Here is an 18418-nt window from a genome sequence, read left to right as displayed (position 1 = left end):
ACCTGCATCTCGCGATGCAGGTTTTTCAAGGTGGCGCCCGAAGTTGGACTCGAACCAACGACCCCCTGATTAACAGTCAAGTGCTCTAACCGGCTGAGCTATTCGGGCAGACGACTAGTATAACCACTCTTCACGCGCGATGGTAGGGGTGATTGGCAATCATTGCGGCAGCCCGATACAGCTGCTCGGCCACCACCAGGCGCACCAGCATGTGCGGCAGCGTCAGCGGGCCGATCGACCACTTCTCATCGGCCAGCGCGGACACCTCCGGCGAATGCCCTTCCGGGCCACCGATCAGGAACGCCAGGTCCCTTCCCTGCCCGCGCCAGTGTTCCAGGCGCAGTGCCAGCTGTTCGGAACTCAGCTGTCGCCCTGGCACATCCAGCGCCACCACATAGGCGTTCTTGGGCAGCGCGGCGATGACCCGCTTGCCTTCATCTTCGGTGGCGCGGCGCGGATCGCGCCCCTTGCCACGCAGGCCGGGCTCGATTTCCACCAGCTCGAACGGCAGCCAGTGCGACAGCCGCTTCTGGTACTCGGCGAAGCCCTGCGCCACCCAGCTGGGGGCGCGTTCACCGGTGGCGATCAGGCGGGCTTTCATCAACGGTCCTCCAAAACGTCGACGGCGCCATCGGCGCCCTCGAAGGGATGCATCAACGCGTGGCTCAGGCCACTTCGTCGTCGCTGGACGGCGGCTGGTCGCCGACGGTCCACAGGCGCTCGAGGGCGTAGAACTCACGCACGCGCGGCAGCATCACATGGACGATCACGTCGCCCAGATCGACCAGCACCCACTCGGCTTCGCGCTCGCCTTCCACGCCCAGCGGCATCACGTCGATGTTCTTGGCGAAGCGCACGACTTCGTCAGCAATCGACTTGACGTGGCGGGTCGAGGTGCCCGAAACGACGATCATGTAGTCGGCAACGCTGGACCGGCCGCGCACGTCGATCTCGACCAGGTCCTTGGCCTTCAAGTCTTCGGTGGCTTGGCGGACGCTGGCCAGCAGTTCCGGCACGGACGGCGGCGGGCTGGGCAGATCGACCTTGATGGTCTGGGGCTGGGTCTGGTTGCTCAAAGTGGATCGACTCGATAAACGTGGGGGCGATTATACGGGGATGGCGCCGCTGCGCCATTCACGGCTTGGCCGGGCGGTACAGCCCGTGTGCAGCCACATAGTCCGCCACGCTGGGTGGCAGCAGGGCGCGCCAAGGGCCGCCGGCGGCGATCTGCGAGCGCACCGCGCTGGCCGATTCCTCGCGCAGCGGGTGGTGCAGGCGCAGGATGCGCCCCGCCGGGCTGGCGAACAGGGCCTGCTCGGTGTCGGCCCAACGCCCTTCCAGCGCCCGGCCCAGCTCGCCATCCACCGCAGCCTGCAATGGGCTGCCCGGGCGCTCCGCCACCACGAAATGAGCCAGCCCGAACAGCGCCTCCCATTCGTGCCAGCGGGACAGGCCAAGCAGACTGTCGGCGCCGACCAGCCAGGCCAGCGGCCGGCTCGGCCCCAGCTCGCCGCGCAGCTCGCGCAGGGTGTCCACGGTGTAGGACGGCCGACCGGAGAAACGTGCCGCGCGATCCAGCTCGCGCCGGTCCAGCAGCAGGCCCGGTTCGTCGCCGATGGCCAGCGACAGCATAGTGCAGCGCTGCTCGGCCGTGGCGCCGGGCACGGCACGGTGCGGCGGATCGGCCGCCGGCAGCATGCGCACGGCAACCTGCAGTTCATCACGGGCAGCCCGCGCGATCGCCAGGTGCCCGAGGTGCACCGGATCGAAGGTGCCCCCGTAGTAGATCCGCAGGCTCATTGCTCAGGCCCGCGCCAGCAGGCGCACGGCACGCGGTTCGGCCACAGCCACCAGCAGGCGCTCCAGCGCCAGCCAAGCATCGCCGTCGGCCCGCCCCTTGGCGATACGGTCGACCAGTCCCGCTTCAGCCACGAAGCGCTCCCAGCGCTTGCTTTCCGGATGCCGCTGCAGCGCGCGCTTGTACGGCGCCTGCCGCGATTCCCAGATGCCGCGCGATTTCATTTCGGCGGCCAGGTTGCCACCACGGGCCTGCACCCGGGCCAGGCCAGCACCGGCCAGCAGCTCGCGGATCACCATCGGCATCAACGCAGCCACCGCCTCACCCTCGCCTCGCAGGCCGGCCAGCATGCGCAGCACCGCCGGCGGTTGCCCGGAGAATGTCGCCTCCACCAGCCGGAACACGTCATAGCGGGCGGCGTCGGCCACCAGCGACTCCATGCGCTCCACATCCAGCGGCTGGCCATCGGCCAACAGCGCCAGCTTGTCGATTTCCTGGGCGGCAGCCAGCAGGTTGCCTTCCACCCGCTCGGCCAGGCGCTGCACGGCGGCCGGGTCCGCGCGCAGGCCCTTGCCACGCAGGCGGCGCTCGATCCAGTCCGGCAGTTCATGCGGCTTGATCGCCCACGCCACCGACAGCACGCCGATGCGGTTGACCGCTTCGGCCCACTTGCCCTGGTGCGCCTTGCTCCATTCGTTGGCGGTGATCATCAACACCACGTCCGGCGCCGGATTGGCGCAGAACTGGCTGATCACCTCGGCACCGTCCTTGCCCGGCTTGCCGCTGGGCAGGCGCACCTCGACCAGGCGACGGGCGCTGAACAGGCTGGGGGCATTGAAACTGGCGTCGAGCTGGTTCCAGTCAAAATCACGCCCATCGGCGTCGAACACTTCACGTTCGCCAATGCCCGAGGCGCGCGCACGCGCGCGGATGGCGTCGGCCGCCTCCAGCACGCGCAGGGTTTCCGGGCCGGCAATCAGGTAGACCGGCGCCAGCGCGGTATCAGCGCCCTGGCTGGCCAGCTGCTCCGGACGCAGTTCCATGCGCGCGGCTCAGTGCTTGGCTGCGGGGACCGGCTCGGCCGGTACCGCGCCTTCGATCGGCTTGTCCTTCGGCGCCGACAGGCTGCCGCCCTTCTCGATCTCGGCACGCACCACGCTGTCGATGCGGCGGATGATCGAGGCGGACATTTCCCGGCGCAGTTCATTGGCCAGGATTTCACGTTCGGTGGTGGTACCGGTGGCGTCGGTCGGCGGCGACACGTAGTCGCGCGACAGCTCGATCACCTGCTGCGGCACCAGTTCGCTGCCGTCTTCGCGACGGAAGATGAAGATCACCGCGTAGCGCAGGCTGTATTCCTGCGCACGGCCCTGCGAGTCGATGGCGATCGGCAGGTCGCCCCAGCGCTCGGACAGTACCTGCAGCTGGGCGCTGGGCTCCTTGCTGTCCTCATCGGCCAGCCTGGCGCCGGAGGCCAGCAGGCTGCGGTTGAGCAGCTTGACCAGTTCGCTGTACGGCGCAGTGGAAACCACCTTCACCGGTGCTGTGTCGGTCGGCAGCATCAGCTTGTTGCGCAGATGGAAACCGCAGCCGGCAAGGCCGAGGACAAGAACGAGGGCAAGCAGGATTCGGGTCATGGAGACAGTCTGGCGGAGCCGGGCGATCACGGCAACACATAGCGTGCCCGAAGCCGCGTGAATGCAGGGCCATCAAACGCCGGGCCCTGCACCGGAATGGTACCGGCCACCACGCGGGTGGCCGGTACGGGGTACATCAGGCGGCGACGATGTTCACGATCTTGCCCGGCACGATGATGATCTTGCGCACCGTCAGGCCTTCCATGAACTTGGCCGCGTTGGGCTCGGCCAGGGCCAGTGCCTCGACCTGCTCGCGCGCGGCGTCGGCCGCCACGTCGATGGTGCCACGCAGCTTGCCGTTGACCTGCACGGCCAGGGTCAGCGCGTCGCGCACCAGCGCACCGGCATCGGCCTGCGGGAACGGCTGGTCTTCCAGCAGGGTCTCGCCATGGCCCAGCACCTGCCACAGGGCATGGCTGGCGTGCGGGGTGATCGGGTTGAGCAGCAGCACGATGGCCTGCAGCGCTTCCTGGCGCACCGCGCGCCCCTGCGCACTGCCGTCCTCGAACTTGGCCAGCGCGTTCATCAGTTCCATCACCGCGGCAATGGCGGTGTTGAAGCTGTGGCGGCGGCCATAGTCGTCACCGACCTTGCCGATGGTCTCGTGGGTCTTGCGGCGCAGTGCCTTCTGGTTGGCATCCAGTGCTGCAACATCCAGCGCCGGAGCGGCGCCATCGGCAGCATGCTTCTGCACCTGGGCCCACAGGCGGCGCAGGAAGCGGGCCATGCCATCCACACCGGCTTCGTTCCACTCCAGCGACTGTTCCGGCGGCGCGGCGAACATCGAGAACAGGCGCACGGTGTCGGCGCCGTACTTGTCGACCATCGCCTGCGGGTCCACGCCGTTGTTCTTCGACTTGGACATCTTCTCGGTGCCACCGACCACCACCGGCTGGCCGTCGGCGATCAGGGTCGCGCCGGTGATGCGGCCGCGCTCGTCGCGCTGCACTTCCACATCGGCCGGGTTGATCCAGTCCTTCGAGCCATCCGGGTTCGGACGGTAGTAGGTCTCGGCAATCACCATGCCCTGGCACAGCAGATTGCGCGCCGGTTCGTTGCTGTCCACCATCCGCGCGTCGCGCAGCAGCTTGTGATAGAAGCGGAAATACATCAGGTGCAGGATCGCGTGCTCGATGCCACCGATGTACTGGTCCACCGGCAGCCAGTAGTTGCCGCGCTTGTCGACAGCATCACGGGCACCCGGCGAGGTGTAGCGGGCGTAGTACCAGCTCGACTCCATGAAAGTGTCGAAGGTGTCGGTCTCGCGCTCGGCCGCACCGCCACATTCCGGGCAGGTGGTCTTGCGCCATTCCGGATCGGTCTTGATCGGCGAACCGGTACCCGAGAATGCCACGTCCTCCGGCAGCACCACCGGCAGCTGTTCTTCCGGCACCGGCACCGCACCGCACTTGGCGCAGTAGATCACCGGAATCGGGCAGCCCCAGTAGCGCTGGCGGCTCACGCCCCAGTCGCGCAGGCGGTAGTTGACGCGGCGCTGGCCCTGGGCCTTGCGCTCGAATCGTTCGGCCAGGGCTTCGAAGGCACCCTGGAAATCCAGGCCATCGAACTCGGCCGAGTTGACCAGCTCGAAGGCACGGCTCTTGTCGCTGTACCAGTCCTGCCAGCGGCTGCCATCCCAGGTGCGCTCTTCTTCGGTGCGCGCATCCTTCAGCGCGATCACCTGCTTGATCGGCAGGCCGTACTTGTTGGCCACTTCGTTGTCGCGCTGGTCATGACCCGGCACGGCCATCACCGCGCCGGTGCCGTAGCCCATCAGCACGAAGTTGGCGACCCACACCGGCACCGGCTCGCCGGTGACCGGATGCAGCGCACGCAGGCCGGTGTCCATGCCGCGCTTTTCCTGGGTTTCCAGTTCCGCCTCGGACACGCCACCCTGCTTCAGGTCGGCCAGCATCGCGGCCAGTTCCGGGTTGTTCTTCGCCGCATGCAGCGCCAGCGGATGTTCGGCGGCGATCGACACGAAGGTCACGCCCATCACGGTATCCGGACGGGTGGTGAACACGCGCAGCGGATCCAGCACGCCGCCGTCAACGTCACGTACATCGAACTGGATTTCCAGGCCCTCGGAGCGGCCGATCCAGTTGCGCTGCATGGTCTTGACCGAATCCGGCCAGCCGTCCAGCTCGTCCAGGCCGTCCAGCAGTTCCTGGGCGTAATCGGTGATGCGCAGGAACCACTGCGGGATCTCGCGCTTCTCGACCAGGGCGCCGGAGCGCCAGCCGCGGCCGTCAATCACCTGCTCGTTGGCCAGCACGGTCTGGTCGACCGGGTCCCAGTTCACCACCGCATTGCGGCGGTAGGCCAGGCCCTTGCGCATCAGGCGGGTGAACATGCGCTGCTCGTGGACGTAGTAGTCCGGGCGGCAGGTGGCGAACTCGCGCGACCAGTCAACGGCATAGCCCATGGCCTTGAACTGGCCACGCATGTGCTCGATGTTCTTGTAGGTCCAGGCCGCCGGTGCGGTCTTGTTCTTGATCGCGGCGTTTTCCGCCGGCAGGCCGAACGCGTCCCAGCCCATCGGCTGCAGCACGTTGTGGCCGGTCATGCGCTTGTAGCGGCTGATCACGTCGCCGATCGTGTAATTGCGCACGTGGCCCATGTGCAGCGCACCGGACGGGTACGGAAGCATCGACAGGCAGTAGTACTTCGGCTTGTCCGAAGTCTCGTCGACTTCGAAGGCACGGGTGGCGTCCCAGTACTGCTGGGCGGCGGATTCAACCTGCTGCGGGTCGTAGGCGTTGGTTTCAGCGCTGGTCATGGAACACGCGGATGCGGCGGCAAAGCGGTACAGCGTACCGCAGTGCGGCAAACGTCTCCAATCCCGCCCGCTGAAGGCCGGCTCCGCGAGCGCCCGAGGCCGGTCTCAGCGCGGCCGCGACAACGGCAGGGCCAGGGCCAGCCAGGCCGTCCAGCAGGCGAACGCAAGCCGTTGTGCCAGCGGCGCCGCCAACACGCCCTGCAGGGCAAACGCCGCCAGCGCGGCCAGTACGCCACAGGCGAGCGCCACTGCGCCCAGCGCGCGGCCATGCGCCAGGCGCAACTGCGACGTGCCCAGCAACAGGGTTCCGGCAACGAAACCCAGCACCCAGATCATCCAGGCGCTGGCATGCAGCTGGCTGGCCGGCCCGTGCAGGTCATCCATATCCAGCGGCAGCAGCCCCATCGCGGCGAACGCCAACCCGGCCAGCAGCAGCATCTGGCTGCCCACCCGGGGCGCCCAGCCGGCGGTTGCCGACAGCCCTCGGCGCAGGCACTCGGCCACAACCACCGCCAGCAGGCCCGGCAGCACCAAGCCCAGCAGATTGAAGGCCAGCGCATGCGGCACCCCCTGTGCACCCAGCAGCGCCACCGGGTGGCGAGCCTGTGCGTAGCCATCCAGGCCGGCGCCGAAACCGAGCACCGCCAGCACGAACAGCAGTGCGGCGACCAGACCGGACAGGCGCAGCAACGGGGACAGGGACGACATGCAGGCTCCGGAAAGGACGGCGACAGGAAGGCGGCATTGTCAGGCATTTACTACAACCCGGGTTGAGACCGGCATCGATCGTCACCATAGAATCGGTCTCCAGACGCCAAACGATGCTTCCCCCCATGACCGAGACGACCTACGTATTCGACGCCACCACTGCGACCTTCGAGGCCGAAGTCCTGCAGAAGTCGCTGCAGACGCCGGTGCTGGTCGACTTCTGGGCCACCTGGTGCGGGCCGTGCAAGACCCTCGGGCCGATGCTGGAAAAGCTGGCTGCCGAGTACAACGGCGCCTTCGAACTGGCCAAGGTCGACGTCGACAAGGAACAGCAGATCGCCGCCGCCTTCCAGATCCGCTCGGTGCCGACCGTGTTCCTGGTCAAGGGCGGCCAGCTGGTGGACGGCTTCCCGGGGGCCATCCCGGAAGGCCAGCTGCGTGAATTCCTGGCCCAGCACGGCATCGTGCCGGCCGACATCGGCGACGCCGTCGCCGAAGACGAAGCGCCGCTGGACCCGCAGGCGCAGGTGGACGTGCTGCGCGCGCAGATCGCCGCCGAGCCGGACAAGGACGAGCTGAAGCTCGACCTGGCGCTGGCCCTGCTGCAGATCGGTGGCGTGGATGAAGCCGGTCTGCTGATCGATGGCCTGCCCGCCAACCTGGCCACCGACGACCGTGCCGTGCGTGCACGCGCCCGGCTGGCCTTCGCCTCGGCCCTGAAGGACGCCCCGGCCGCCGAAGTGCTGGACGCGCGCATCGCCGCCGATGGCAAGGACCTCAAGGCACGCCACCTGCGTGGCGTACAGCTGCTGCTCGGTGGCCACGACGAAGTCGCGCTGGCCCAGTTCCTGGAAATGCTGCGGATCGACCGCACGTTCGAGGACGGACTGCCGCGCAAGGCCCTGATCGACGCCTTCAATGTGATCTCCGACGAGGACCTGGTCGGCCAGTACCGCCGCCGGATGGCCTCCCTGCTGTTCTGAACGGGAACCCACTTCGTTCAGAATCCCTGCACTGAACGCGGGCAATAATGCGCGGGATGGCGGCCGTACGGTCGCCACGATCCGTTCGGGGGGATGAGGTCGGGGCCATGGGGTCTTGCAGCTGCGCCCCCGCATTGCCGGGATTGCAAACTGTGACCTTCGTCCGCTCGCTGTCGTTCGCCATGCGCTTCCAGGGCGCGCTGCTCTGCGCTCTTCTCTTCCTGCCGGCCATGGCCGCCGCCCAGGACTGGAACTACCGGGTCCGTCCCGGCGATACCCTGTGGGATCTGGGAGGCCTGTACCTCAAGCCCTCGGTGCGCTGGCAGCAGCTGCAACAGCACAACCGCATCGACAACCCCTACCAGCTGCCACCGGGGCAGCTGCTGCGCTTCCCGATCAGCTGGCTGCGCATCGAACCGGCACCTGCCCGCGTGCTGTCGGTGCGCGGCAAGGTCGAACTGTCAGGCGCCGATGGCAGTGCCTCGCGCGCGATACTCGCCGGGGAACAACTTCGCATCGGTGACACCGTGCAGACCGAAGGCGACTCCAGCGTCACGCTTGAATTCGCTGACGCCTCGCGCCTGCAGCTGCGCGAGTACTCCCGGCTGCGCCTGGACCAGCTCAGCCGCTACGGCCACACCGGCATGGTCGATACCCGCCTGCGCCTGCAGCAGGGCCGCGCCAGCAATCGGGTGACACCTGCCCGTGGCCCGGCCTCGCGCTACATCATCGATGCACCTACGGCGACCAGCAGCGTGCGCGGCACCGTCTTCCGGGTCAGCGCCGGTGACACCGGCCAGGTGGCTGCCACCGAAGTACTACAGGGCAAGGTGCAGGTCGGCAACACCCACGGCAAGCGCCTGGTCCAGCCTGGACAGGCCAGCCGCAGCAGCAGCGCCGATGCCGCACCGGACGCTGTCTCCGCCCTTCTTCCAGCGCCGCAGCTGCGTAGCGACGAGGTGCGCCTGGCGCCCCTGCCGACCCTGCTTGCCTGGGACCCCGTCGACGGCGCCGCGCGCTACCGCGTGGAAGTTGTACAGGCAGCGACGCCGGAAATCCTGCTGTTTGCCGCCACCACCGCCGACACCCGGCTGGCGATCGGTGACCTGCCCCCCGGCCAGCTGCGCATCCTGTTGCGCGCGGTGGATGCACAGGGCGTGGAAGGCCTCGACGCCAGCGCCGATTTCGAACTCAGCGACCAGCCCCCGCCGCCGCTCACCGTGGCCCCCCTGCATGGGCAGACCGTCAACAGCGACCGCCCGCGCTTCCGTTGGAGCCAGGCGCCGGGCGCGCGCAGCAGCGTGCTGCAGATCGCTGCCGAGCCGAGCTTCGTGCAGCCACTGCAGGAACAGAGCACCCCAGGTACCGACCTGCGCCTGGCGCAGCCGCTGCCGCCCGGCGAGTACTTCTGGCGGGTGGCGTCGCGCGACGGCAACGGCCATCAGGGCCGCTACGGCCAGGCCCTGCCCCTGCAACTGAGCAATGAACCGGTCGACCCTGCCCTGCAGCCGCCTGAGGCCGCGCATGGCGAACTGACCCTGCGTTGGCAGGCCGGCAGCGAAGGCCAGCAGTACCGGGTGCAGGTGGACCGTCGTGGCGACTTCAGGGCGCCCCTGGTCGACCAGACCGTGAGCGAGCCGCAGGTCAGCTTCAAGCGGCCGTGGAGCGGCACCCTGCATGTGCGTGTGCAGTACATCGACGACGATGGTCATGCGGGTGAGTACTCACCGGCCCAGCAGATCAAGCTGCCCTGCCGCCTGTGCTACGGCGCCGGTGGTGGCGCCCTGCTGCTGTTGCTGTTGTTATGAGGCGCTCGCCGCTGCCGTGGCCGAAGCGGATCCTGCTGGCACTGCTGGCCGGGGTGCTGACGGTGATCGCCAGCCAGGGCCAGTGGCTGTGGCGACAGGACGAAGCGGCCTACGACGCCATGGTCGGCAACTGGGACTACCGCCCCGACCCCAGCGTGCTGATCGTGGCCATCGACGAGGGCAGCCTGCAGCGCATCGGCCAATGGCCCTGGCCCCGCTCGATCCATGCCCGCCTGCTCGACCGGCTGACCGATGCCGGTGCCGAGCGCGTCGCACTGGACCTGATGCTGTCCGAACCTGATCGCCGCGACAGCCGCCAGGACGATGAACTGGCCGCCGCGATACGCCGCAACGGCCGGGTGGTGCTGCCGGTACTCGCGGCACCGGCCGCCGGCGACCGCATGGCCGAGGAAATGCTGCCGATTCCGCAGATCGCGGCCAGTGCCGCAGCGATCGGCCACACCGATGTGGAAGTGGATGGCGATGGTGTCGCGCGCGGCGTGTACCTGCGTGCCGGCATCGGCCAGGCCCACTGGCCAGCACTGGGCCTGGCGCTGGCCGACCTGCCGGCGGGCGCGGTGCACGGCCTGCCCGACCCCGACCCGGAGATCGGTTCGCCCTATCAATGGCGGCGCAACGACTACGTGCGGGTGCGTTATGCCGGACCGCCCGAACGCCTGCCGCAGGTGTCCTATGCCGATGTGCTGGATGGTCACGTGGACATGGCGATGCTGCACGGCCGCCGCATCGTGGTGGGCATGACCGCCAGCGGCATCGCACCGCGGCTGCTGACCCCGACCACCCGCGAGTTCTGGATGAGCGGCAGCGAGTACCAGGCCAACATCGCTTCGATGCTGCTGCAGCACAAGCAGATCGACCTGCTGCCCCGTCTCTGGCAGCACGCCATCAGTGGCGTCCTGGTGGCACTGTGCGTGATCCTGCTCGGCCTGCGCCTGCCATGGCTCGCGGCGCTGTGCTCGCTGCCGCTTCCACCGCTGCTGAGCTGGTTGCTGTTGCGCGCCGGTGACCTGTGGTGGGCACCGGCCAGCGCCATGCTGGGCATCCTGCTGGTGCTGCTGGCCTGGGCGACCTGGCGCGTCTCGGCCTGGCACCGCCTGGCCAACCGCGATGCGCTGACCGGTCTCGGCAATCGCCTGCGTTTCGAGCAGTCGCTGCAACAGGAATGCGATGCCGCGCGACGCAGTGGCAAGTCCTTGAGCCTCGCACTGATCGACGTTGACCATTTCAAGCGCCACAACGACCACCACGGCCATCAGGTCGGCGACCGCGTGCTGCGCGATGTTGCACGCCTGATCGGTACGCATGCGCGACGCCCACGCGACATGGCCGCGCGCTACGGTGGCGACGAGTTCGCACTGGTGCTGCCCGATACCCCGGCCGAGGGCGCGCGCCAGGTCATCGAGGACCTGATCGCCTGCGTGCGTGCACTGCCGGCGCCCGGTGACGGCAGCGAAGCAGGCGTCACCCTCACCATCGGCGTGTTCACCCGCGTACCCGACGGCACGCTGCAACCACACCATTTCGTCGAAGGCGCCGACACCGCGTTGTACCAGGCCAAGGCCAACGGCCGCGACGGGTATGTCATCGACGGCGAGGCGTGACCCTCGCCGCCCGGGGTGCAACATACGCATGCGAATGGTTAGACTGGGCGCCTCGCCCTGCGCCCCCGGACCCGCATGAACGCCCGCCTGTTCCGCTTCGGTATCAATCTCTGGCCGCCGTTCCTGTTCACCGGCATCCACGTCACCCGGGTCTCGCCGGACTACCGGCAGATCGACGTCGAACTGCGCATGCGGCCCTGGAACCGCAACTACGTCGGCACGCATTTCGGCGGCAGCCTGTTTGCGATGACCGATCCGTTCTGGATGCTTGGCCTGCTGCACATCCTCGGCCGCGACTACTACGTGTGGGACCGTGCCGGTGCCATCGATTTCCTCAAGCCCGGCAGAGGCACCGTACGTACGTCGTTCCGCATCGATGACGCACTGCTGGACGAACTGCGCGCCGAAGCGGCCGCTGGTGACAAAGTGCTGAGATGGTTCAGCAATGATGTCGTCGATGAAAGCGGCGAAGTGGTCGCCCAGGTGCGCAAGCAGGTCTACCTGCGGTTGAAGCCGCACGCACGCTGAGCGCGCTTCAGTCGCGTCCCGCAGCAGTCGAAGCCGATTCCTTCTGCAACGGCACCGACAGCCACGGGTTCTCTTCAGCGCTGCGCGCTGGAGAGCGACGCGGCACCTGCAGGTGGCGGCCGTCGGCCGACAGCTGCGGCGCCCGCACCGGCGAGCGGAACTGCACCGGCAGCCGCTGCAGTGCGTCCACCGGATCATCCGTCTGCTGCCGCAGCCAACGCTGCGCCCCCAGCAGCCGCACCATCGCCGCGGCATCCTGTGGCCGTGACGAATAGGCAGGATAGATCGGCGCGGCGATATCGGTCAGCACGCAGCCCATGACGTTCGACAGGCAGCCGAAGTCATGCTGCGGTGGCGCCGGCACTGGCAACGGGCGATCCGCTTCCAGCGCCGATGTGGCTGCCGCGCCACAGGCCCAGCCAAGATTGCCGGCCGCGCGGGCCAGGGTGCTGCTGCGATCCAGCACCAGCACGCCGCCGAACTCCCGCGCCGATGTCTCGATCGCCGCCCGGCTCATCGCGTACTCACCCTGCATGGCACGGCACAGGCTCTGTTCCTCGGCCCGCAGCGGCTGCATGGCCTGTTCGCACTCCGCCGGCAAGGGGTGGTCGGCCGGCAGTTCGACCAGCATGTCGGCCAGCAGCTGGGCATTGGCCTGCACCAGGCTGGCACCGATGATGCTCTCGACCAGATAGCTGCTGCCGGGCAACAGCCGCCGGCCCAGTTGCAAGCCACGGCAGGCACCTCGCAGGGCACCGTCGATATCGCCCTGCACGTACGCCAGCGCGCGTGCACTGGTGGCGTCCATCACCACGCCATAGGTCGGCAACGGAACCAGAACGCCCTCGCCCTTCGGCGGGAACGGCGACATGAAGTAGTCCGCTTCGGCCAGCTGATCCAGCCGCGCATGCAACTGCTGGTGCCCGGCATGGGCCTCCACGAAGCGTTGCGGGTCCGCGCGGACCTGGGCGAGGCAGCCGCTGGCGGCCGGCCCGCAACTGGCACCGGGCCGCGAACGCAGCTCGGCATGGTTGGCCACCAAGTGTGTCTGGCCGCCGCTGCTGCCCCGCAGGTCGGCCTCCCAACGGCGCACGTCCTCGGCCAACGCCTGCTCGCGCTGGCGGGCATCCAGATCGTCGAACGGCAGCGTCCACAACAGGGCATAACCGTTGTGGCCAGTCGCCGGCAGGCGTGCTTCCAGTCGCTGCTGCGCCTGCAGCCGCGATTCGGGCACCGGCCACATGCGCGAAGCGCACCACACCATGATGGCCAGCACCAGCAGGCCTGCCAGGGTCCAGCCCAGTCCGCGCAGAATCTTCAACACAGCTTCCCTTCCATGTGCCGTTGCCACAGTCGATTCCCCAGCGTAATCGACCGGCAGTGACCGCTACAATGCGCGCATGTCGCTCGAAGCCCCCGCCCTGGTCCCCCGCCCCTCCCTGCAGCGCCTGTTCCTGACCGGCCTGCTGACCCTGCTGCCGATCTGGCTGACCTGGGTCGTGGTCAAGTTCGTGTTCGTGCTGCTGTCGGGCATTTCCAGCCCCTTGGTGGTACCGCTGTCCGAGCAGATCGCGACAAGCTTCCCGCACTACCTCGGCTGGGTCCGCGCCGAATGGATCCAGGACACCATCGCCCTGCTGGCCACCCTGCTGGTGATCCTGGCGGTGGGCGTGGCCAGCCGCCGCGTGCTCGGCCAGCGCCTGCTGCGCTGGGTGGGCGCGGTCATCAAGCGCATTCCGCTGGCCAGCATCATCTACGACAGCGCCAAGAAGCTGCTGGACATGCTGCAGACCGAGCCGGGTAGCACCCAGCGCGTGGTGCTGATCGACTTCCCGCACCGCGACATGAAATCGGTCGGCCTGGTCACCCGCGTGATCAAGGAACACGGCACCGACCGTGAGCTGGCCGCGGTGTATGTGCCAACCACGCCGAACCCGACCTCGGGCTACCTGGAAATCGTGCCGGTGGAACTGCTGACGCCGACCGACTGGACCGTCGACCAGGCCATGAGCTTCATCATTTCCGGCGGTGCCGTGGCGCCGTCCAACGTGCCGTTCACCCGTGCCGGCGAACGCACCGGCGAACGCACCGAATGACCCCGGCGCCGATCGAGCGCCCGCTGCAGGACCGCGCGGTCCTGCTGTTCATCGTGCTGGCCGCGTTCTTCTGCGGCAATGCGGTGCTGGCCGAGCTGATCGGGGTGAAGATCTTCGCGCTGGAAGACACCCTGGGCATCGCTCCGCTGAACTGGAACCTGTTCGGCCAGACCGGCTCGCTCAGCTTCACCGCCGGCACCCTGTTGTGGCCGGTGGTGTTCATCATGACCGACACCATCAACGAGTTCTTCGGCAAGCGCGGCGTGCGCTTCATCTCGTGGCTGGCGGTGGTGCTGATCGGCTACGGCTTCCTGTTCGCCTTCGCGGCCATTTCGCTGGCGCCGGCCAGTTGGTGGGTCACGTCGATGGATGGCCACGGCGTGCCGGACTACCAGGCGGCATTCGCAGCGGTGTTCGGCCAGGGCATGTGGACCATCGCCGGTTCGCTAGTGGCCTTCCTGCTCGGCCAGCTGATCGACGTGGCGGTGTTCCATCGCATCCGCCAGGCCACCGGCGAGCGCCACGTGTGGCTGCGTGCGACCGGGTCCACCGCGATCTCGCAGGTGGTGGACAGCTTCGTGGTGATCTGGATCGCCTTCGTGCTCGGACCGCAGCACTGGCCGACCTCGCTGTTCCTGGCCGTCAGCAGCGTCAACTACATCTACAAGATGGGCTTTGCGATCGCCCTGATTCCGTTGCTGTACCTGATGCGGCGTGCCATCACCCGCTATCTGGGTGCCGAGCGAGCCGCATCATTGCGCGCCGCCGCTGCGGCTGACTGAAGCCCCAGCAGCAAAAAGCTGACTGCGCCTTCACGCTGGCCGTACGCGGCCGGATCGTGCAAGCTCCACGGTCTGTGTTCCACGGAAGCTCCTGATGCCGCATCCCACCCGCGCCCTGGCCGCCGCCATCGCCGCGTTGTTCCTGTTCAGCGCCGTGCCGTCGGCCGAAGCTGCGAAAAAGAAGGCCAGCCGTCCTGCCGCCGCGCAGACCCGCCAGGCCGCCAAGCCCAAGGCCCGGCCTGCCCGCGCTACCGCGCCGGCCCGTGGCAGTTCGGCGCGCCGCGCCACGCCGCGTCCGGTCGCACCGGCCCGCGCCGTACCCAAGCAGGTGCAGCTGGAGCGCCTGTATGACGAATACTGGGATGCCTCGATGCGGTTGAATCCGCTGCAGGCAACCTTCCAGGGCGAGGCCCGCTACAACGACCAGCTGCCCAACATCCTGTCCGCCGCGTGGCGCCAGCAATCGCACGACTTCACCACCGAGTGGCTGGGCAAGGTCGAGAAACTCGGCAGCGACGGCCTGCAGGGCCAGGACCTGCTCAGCTACGAGATCTTCGTGCGCGACGCGCGCGCTTCGCTGGCCGCCGAGCGCTACCCGAGCTGGATGATGCCGATCAGCCAGTACTACAACGTCGGCAGCATCATGGCGATCCTCGGTGCAGGTGCCGGCGCGCAGCCGTTCAACACAGTGCAGGACTACGACACCTGGTCGCGCCGTTCGCTCGGCATTCCCGAGCTGTTCGACCAGGCCATCGACAACATGCGCCAGGGCATGAAGGCCGGCGTGGTGCAGCCACGCGACCTGATGGAAAAAGTGCTGCCGCAGCTGGATGCAGTGATCAAGCCGACCGCCGAAGAGAGCATCTTCTGGTCGCCGATCCGCACCATGCCGAACACCATCGCGGCCGAGGACAAGGCCCGCATCAGCGCCGAATACAAGCGCATGATCGAACTGCGCATCATGCCGGCCTATCGCGCCCTGCGCGGTTTCATCGCCACCGAATACCTGCCCGCCTCGCGCACCAGCAGCGGCCTGGGCGCACTGCCCGATGGCCAGGCCTGGTACGCCAACCTGATCGTGCAGACCACGGCCAGCGACCAGACCGCCGCGCAGCTGCACGCGCTGGGCGAACAGCGCGTGCAGGAACTGCAGGCGCAGATCGCCACGGTGATGAAGGACGCCAAGCTGCGCGGCACGCCGGCCAAGCTGCTGCGCAGCATGCGTAACGACCGCCAGTTCCAGTACGGCGACGCCAATGCGTTGATCAACCGCTATCGCCAGGTGCAGCAGCAGGTCAACGCACGCCTGCCGCAGGTGCTCGATACCCTGCCCAAGTCCACGCTGGACGTGCGCGCGGTGGAACCGGAGCGTGCACTGACCGCCGCAGCAGCGGCCTACCAGCCGTCTGCGGCCGGGCAACCGGGCGTGCTGTACGTGAACACCCGCGACCTGCCCAGCCGCAAGCGCTGGAACGTGCCGGTGCAGTACCTGCATGAAGCGATCCCCGGCCACCACCTGCAACTGGGCCTGCAGCAGGAGCTGGCCAAGCTGCCGCGCTTCCGCCGCCTGGGTGGCGATCTCGCCTTCGTCGAAGGCTGGGGCCTGTATGCCGAAACACTGGGTGAGAACCTGGGCATCTACACCGATCCCTACGACCGCATCGGCTACCTGTATTCGCGCCTGCTGCGCGCTGCCCGCGTGGTGGCCGACACCGGCGTGAACGCCCAGGGCTGGAGCAAGCAGCAGGCCGTGGCCTACCTGCAGAAGACCGTGGACATGAGCAGCGATGACGCCAACGCCGAAGTCGAGCGGATCATGGCCCAGCCCGGCCAGGCGCTGTCCAACGTGGCCGGCCTGACCACCATTGTCGCCCTGCGCGACAAGGCCAAGGCACGCCAGGGTGCCGCCTTCGACCTGCGCCGCTTCCACGCCGAACTGCTGAAGGATGGCTCGATGCCGCTGGACGTGCTGGACCGCAAGATGGAGCGCTGGATGGCGCAGCCGGCCAGCGCCACACCCGCGCCTTCACCCTGACCCCTCCGGAGCCGCCATGCGCCCTGCCGTCGTCCTGTTCGCCGCCGTGCTGGGCCTGCTGCCGCTGGCCACCTCCGCCGCACCGGTGCTGACCCCACCGGATGCGGGCATCGACGGCCTGATGCAGGCCCACGATGGCCAGGTACCCGGCGCCGCCGTGCTGGTACTGCACGACGGGCAACCGGTATTCCGCCGCGGCTACGGCCTGGCGGTGCTGGAGGACGGCACCACGGTCACCGCGGCCAGCAACTTCCGGCTGGCCTCGGTCAGCAAGCAGTTCACCGCTGCGGCGGTGCTGCTGCTGGTGGAGGATGGCCGGCTTGGGCTCGACCAGCCGGCCCGGCAGTGGCTGCCCGAGTTGCCGCCGGCTGCAGCGGCCATCACGATCCGCCAGCTGCTCTCGCACACCAGCGGCCTGCTCGACTACGAAGACCTGATGGACCCGGCGGACACACGGCAGGTACACGATGCCGATGTGCTGGCCCTGCTGTCGCGCCAGGACCGGCTGAACTTCGCACCGGGCACGCAGTACCGCTACAGCAACAGCGGCTATGCACTGCTGGCAATGATCGTCGGCCGCGCCTCCGGCCAGGATTTTGCCGCCTTCCTGCAGCAGCGCGTCTTCGCGCCGCTGGGCATGGCCCACACCGTGGCCCACCAGGACGGTGTCGATACGGTGCCAGCACGTGCCTATGGCTACAGCTGGATCGACGGTCGCTGGCAACGCACCGACCAGAGCACCACCAGCGCCGTGCTCGGCGATGGCGGCATCTATTCCTCGCTGGACGACCTCGCCCGCTGGGATGCCGCGCTGTATGACGACCGCCTGCTGTCGAAGGCCTCGCGCCGCGCGATGTTCAGCCCGGCCACGTCGACGCCTGAAGCCGACGTGCCGCACTACGGCTTCGGCTGGCGCCTGAACGGGCCGGTGCAATGGCACAGCGGCGAGAGCATCGGTTTCCGCAACGTGATCGTGCGCCATCCGGAGAAGCACCTGACCGTGATCGTGCTGACCAACCGCAACGACCCCGAACCCTATCCGCTGGCGCTGAAGATCGCCCAGCGCTGGCTGGACACCCTGCAATGACCCGCGATGCCGACGCCCTGCTGGGCATCCACCACGCCGCACTGATCTGCAGCGACTACGCACGCTCGAAGGACTTCTACGTGCGCATCCTCGGCCTGCGCGTGCTGGCCGAGAACCACCGTGCCGCGCGCGATTCCTGGAAGCTGGACCTGGCCCTGCCCGACGGCGGCCAGCTGGAACTGTTCTCCTTCCCCTCGCCGCCACCCCGGCCCAGCCGCCCGGAAGCCCAGGGCCTGCGCCACCTCGCGTTCCGCGTCGTCCGGCTGGAACCCTTCATCCAGCGTCTGGCCGCACATGGCGTGGTGTGCGAACCGATCCGCGTGGACGAATACACCGGCCGCCGCTTCACCTTCTTCGCCGACCCCGACGACCTGCCGCTGGAGCTGTACGAAGTCGGTTGAGCGTTCTTCAATCGAGATTCATCCACGCATGGCGTGGATCTACCGTGTCGACCTTGGTCGACACCTACCAACAGCCGCAGAAATCTGTCAGAGGCGGGGCGGTGTGGGTGGGCAGGACCGTTGGCGCCATGGATGGCGCCATCGAGCCCCCATG

Annotated in this window: 17 protein-coding genes and 1 tRNA gene; 9 read left to right on the top strand and 9 right to left on the bottom strand. The window is 68.1% G+C overall.

Annotated features, from left to right (window positions below):
* Positions 1-31: 31 nt before the first annotated feature.
* The 8 genes from R1L06_RS15070 to R1L06_RS15035 all read right to left on the bottom strand — a co-directional run bounded on the left by R1L06_RS15070 (position 32) and on the right by R1L06_RS15035 (position 6922).
* Positions 32-108 (bottom strand) — tRNA-Asn (locus R1L06_RS15070).
* Between the two features lie 22 nt (positions 109-130).
* A complete protein-coding gene (rlmH, locus tag R1L06_RS15065) occupies positions 131-601 on the bottom strand; it encodes a 23S rRNA (pseudouridine(1915)-N(3))-methyltransferase RlmH (RefSeq protein ID WP_317218110.1) in 471 nt (156 codons plus the stop codon).
* Between the two features lie 64 nt (positions 602-665).
* The gene (rsfS, locus tag R1L06_RS15060) at positions 666-1076 is read right to left on the bottom strand and encodes a ribosome silencing factor (protein ID WP_005418109.1); all 411 of its coding nucleotides are present in this window, start codon (positions 1074-1076) and stop codon (positions 666-668) included.
* Positions 1077-1134: 58 nt separating this feature from the next.
* Positions 1135-1800 carry a nicotinate-nucleotide adenylyltransferase gene (gene nadD / locus R1L06_RS15055; RefSeq protein ID WP_317218109.1) on the bottom strand — a complete coding sequence of 222 codons (666 nt, stop codon included), beginning with the start codon at positions 1798-1800 and terminating at the stop codon, positions 1135-1137.
* Positions 1801-1803: 3 nt separating this feature from the next.
* Complete coding sequence (gene holA, locus R1L06_RS15050; RefSeq protein WP_032128985.1) at positions 1804-2841, bottom strand: DNA polymerase III subunit delta; 1038 nt, start codon at positions 2839-2841, stop codon at positions 1804-1806.
* A gap of 9 nt (positions 2842-2850) precedes the next feature.
* Positions 2851-3435, bottom strand: a complete 585-nt coding sequence (locus tag R1L06_RS15045) for an LPS-assembly lipoprotein LptE (protein ID WP_032128984.1) — start codon at positions 3433-3435, stop codon at positions 2851-2853.
* A 136-nt stretch (positions 3436-3571) separates the two neighbouring features.
* Positions 3572-6214: a leucine--tRNA ligase gene (gene leuS / locus R1L06_RS15040; protein WP_121504589.1), complete on the bottom strand. Its 2643-nt coding sequence runs from the start codon at positions 6212-6214 to the stop codon at positions 3572-3574.
* A gap of 105 nt (positions 6215-6319) precedes the next feature.
* Positions 6320-6922, bottom strand: a complete 603-nt coding sequence (locus R1L06_RS15035; RefSeq protein ID WP_317218108.1) for a DUF998 domain-containing protein — start codon at positions 6920-6922, stop codon at positions 6320-6322.
* Between the two features lie 125 nt (positions 6923-7047).
* Between R1L06_RS15035 and trxA the strand changes: the two genes are divergently transcribed.
* The 4 genes from trxA to R1L06_RS15015 all read left to right on the top strand — a co-directional run bounded on the left by trxA (position 7048) and on the right by R1L06_RS15015 (position 11863).
* Positions 7048-7905 (top strand): thioredoxin, encoded by an 858-nt coding sequence (gene trxA / locus R1L06_RS15030; protein ID WP_317218107.1) that lies wholly within the window; start codon positions 7048-7050, stop codon positions 7903-7905.
* A gap of 107 nt (positions 7906-8012) precedes the next feature.
* Complete coding sequence (locus R1L06_RS15025; protein ID WP_049421053.1) at positions 8013-9713, top strand: FecR family protein; 1701 nt, start codon at positions 8013-8015, stop codon at positions 9711-9713.
* Positions 9710-11335, top strand: coding sequence for a CHASE2 domain-containing protein (locus R1L06_RS15020; RefSeq protein ID WP_317218106.1), 1626 nt, complete (start codon positions 9710-9712; stop codon positions 11333-11335). Before R1L06_RS15025 ends, R1L06_RS15020 begins: the two co-directional genes overlap by 4 nt.
* Before the next feature lie 75 nt (positions 11336-11410).
* Positions 11411-11863: a DUF4442 domain-containing protein gene (locus R1L06_RS15015; RefSeq protein ID WP_032128978.1), complete on the top strand. Its 453-nt coding sequence runs from the start codon at positions 11411-11413 to the stop codon at positions 11861-11863.
* Between the two features lie 7 nt (positions 11864-11870).
* On the opposite strand, the gene R1L06_RS15010 is transcribed toward R1L06_RS15015, so the two are convergent.
* Positions 11871-13187, bottom strand: a complete 1317-nt coding sequence (locus tag R1L06_RS15010) for a hypothetical protein (protein WP_317218105.1) — start codon at positions 13185-13187, stop codon at positions 11871-11873.
* A 76-nt stretch (positions 13188-13263) separates the two neighbouring features.
* On the opposite strand from R1L06_RS15010, the gene R1L06_RS15005 reads away from it, so the two are divergent.
* The 5 genes from R1L06_RS15005 to gloA2 all read left to right on the top strand — a co-directional run bounded on the left by R1L06_RS15005 (position 13264) and on the right by gloA2 (position 18264).
* Complete coding sequence (locus R1L06_RS15005) at positions 13264-13959, top strand: DUF502 domain-containing protein (RefSeq protein ID WP_317218104.1); 696 nt, start codon at positions 13264-13266, stop codon at positions 13957-13959.
* Positions 13956-14741, top strand: a complete 786-nt coding sequence (locus R1L06_RS15000) for a queuosine precursor transporter (RefSeq protein ID WP_049437362.1) — start codon at positions 13956-13958, stop codon at positions 14739-14741. Before R1L06_RS15005 ends, R1L06_RS15000 begins: the two co-directional genes overlap by 4 nt.
* A gap of 94 nt (positions 14742-14835) precedes the next feature.
* The gene (locus tag R1L06_RS14995; protein ID WP_317218103.1) at positions 14836-16776 is read left to right on the top strand and encodes a DUF885 domain-containing protein; all 1941 of its coding nucleotides are present in this window, start codon (positions 14836-14838) and stop codon (positions 16774-16776) included.
* Between the two features lie 16 nt (positions 16777-16792).
* On the top strand, positions 16793-17863 hold the full coding sequence (locus tag R1L06_RS14990) for a serine hydrolase domain-containing protein (protein WP_317218102.1): 1071 nt from the start codon (positions 16793-16795) through the stop codon (positions 17861-17863).
* A complete protein-coding gene (gene gloA2, locus R1L06_RS14985; protein ID WP_317218101.1) occupies positions 17860-18264 on the top strand; it encodes an SMU1112c/YaeR family gloxylase I-like metalloprotein in 405 nt (134 codons plus the stop codon). Before R1L06_RS14990 ends, gloA2 begins: the two co-directional genes overlap by 4 nt.
* The last annotated feature ends 154 nt before the right edge of the window (positions 18265-18418 follow it).

This window comes from Stenotrophomonas mexicanensis (assembly GCF_032911605.1).
Lineage (GTDB): Bacteria > Pseudomonadota > Gammaproteobacteria > Xanthomonadales > Xanthomonadaceae > Stenotrophomonas > Stenotrophomonas maltophilia_A.
The sequence above is the reverse complement of the archived record's forward strand: the minus strand, read 5'-3'. Positions and strand labels throughout refer to the sequence as shown.

Bases quoted from the DNA above. Each gene is read 5' to 3' on its own strand.
- rlmH (WP_317218110.1), bottom strand. From the start codon at position 601: ATGAAAGCCCGCCTGATCGCCACCGGTGAACGCGCCCCCAGCTGGGTG.
- nadD (WP_317218109.1), bottom strand. From the start codon at position 1,800: ATGAGCCTGCGGATCTACTACGGGGGCACCTTCGATCCGGTGCACCTC.
- holA (WP_032128985.1), bottom strand. From the start codon at position 2,841: ATGGAACTGCGTCCGGAGCAGCTGGCCAGCCAGGGCGCTGATACCGCG.
- R1L06_RS15045 (WP_032128984.1), bottom strand. From the start codon at position 3,435: ATGACCCGAATCCTGCTTGCCCTCGTTCTTGTCCTCGGCCTTGCCGGC.
- leuS (WP_121504589.1), bottom strand. From the start codon at position 6,214: ATGACCAGCGCTGAAACCAACGCCTACGACCCGCAGCAGGTTGAATCC.
- R1L06_RS15035 (WP_317218108.1), bottom strand. From the start codon at position 6,922: ATGTCGTCCCTGTCCCCGTTGCTGCGCCTGTCCGGTCTGGTCGCCGCA.
- trxA (WP_317218107.1), top strand. From the start codon at position 7,048: ATGACCGAGACGACCTACGTATTCGACGCCACCACTGCGACCTTCGAG.
- R1L06_RS15025 (WP_049421053.1), top strand. From the start codon at position 8,013: ATGGGGTCTTGCAGCTGCGCCCCCGCATTGCCGGGATTGCAAACTGTG.
- R1L06_RS15020 (WP_317218106.1), top strand. From the start codon at position 9,710: ATGAGGCGCTCGCCGCTGCCGTGGCCGAAGCGGATCCTGCTGGCACTG.
- R1L06_RS15015 (WP_032128978.1), top strand. From the start codon at position 11,411: ATGAACGCCCGCCTGTTCCGCTTCGGTATCAATCTCTGGCCGCCGTTC.
- R1L06_RS15005 (WP_317218104.1), top strand. From the start codon at position 13,264: ATGTCGCTCGAAGCCCCCGCCCTGGTCCCCCGCCCCTCCCTGCAGCGC.
- R1L06_RS15000 (WP_049437362.1), top strand. From the start codon at position 13,956: ATGACCCCGGCGCCGATCGAGCGCCCGCTGCAGGACCGCGCGGTCCTG.
- R1L06_RS14995 (WP_317218103.1), top strand. From the start codon at position 14,836: ATGCCGCATCCCACCCGCGCCCTGGCCGCCGCCATCGCCGCGTTGTTC.
- R1L06_RS14990 (WP_317218102.1), top strand. From the start codon at position 16,793: ATGCGCCCTGCCGTCGTCCTGTTCGCCGCCGTGCTGGGCCTGCTGCCG.
- gloA2 (WP_317218101.1), top strand. From the start codon at position 17,860: ATGACCCGCGATGCCGACGCCCTGCTGGGCATCCACCACGCCGCACTG.